Source organism: Nocardia sp. AB354, assembly GCF_049538315.1.
GTDB lineage: Bacteria > Actinomycetota > Actinomycetes > Mycobacteriales > Mycobacteriaceae > Nocardia > Nocardia nova.
This window is the reverse complement of the sequence record NZ_JBMVFU010000095.1, coordinates 1-263: the sequence shown is the minus strand read 5'-3', so window position 1 is coordinate 263 and position 263 is coordinate 1. Positions and strand designations below refer to the sequence as shown.

The following is a 263-nucleotide window of genomic DNA, read 5'->3' as shown; positions in this document are numbered from 1 at the left end:
TTGTGGTCCGGGCAGTTCGTCTGATAGGCCGTGACGAAACGGTCCATCGCGTTCTTCTGGGCAGACGAGCCGCTGGCCTTCAGTGCCTTCTTGCCGCCGCAGTCGACGCTGACCTTGCTGATCGCCGCGCCGCCGGGCGCCGCGGAATTGTCGTCGCTGCCGCACGCGCTCAGCGCGAGGACGCCCGCCGCGGCGACGACGCCGAGGAGCGCGCTGCTCTTCTTCACGTTCACTGATCCTCCGGACCTGCTCGGCCGCAACCG

General features: G+C 68.8%; 1 pseudogene. It reads right to left on the bottom strand.

Annotated features, from left to right (window positions below):
- Window positions 1-227: pseudogene (locus tag ACPCUW_RS35250) on the bottom strand (phosphate ABC transporter substrate-binding protein PstS); the annotation flags it as partial.
- Between the last annotated feature and the right edge of the window lie 36 nt (window positions 228-263).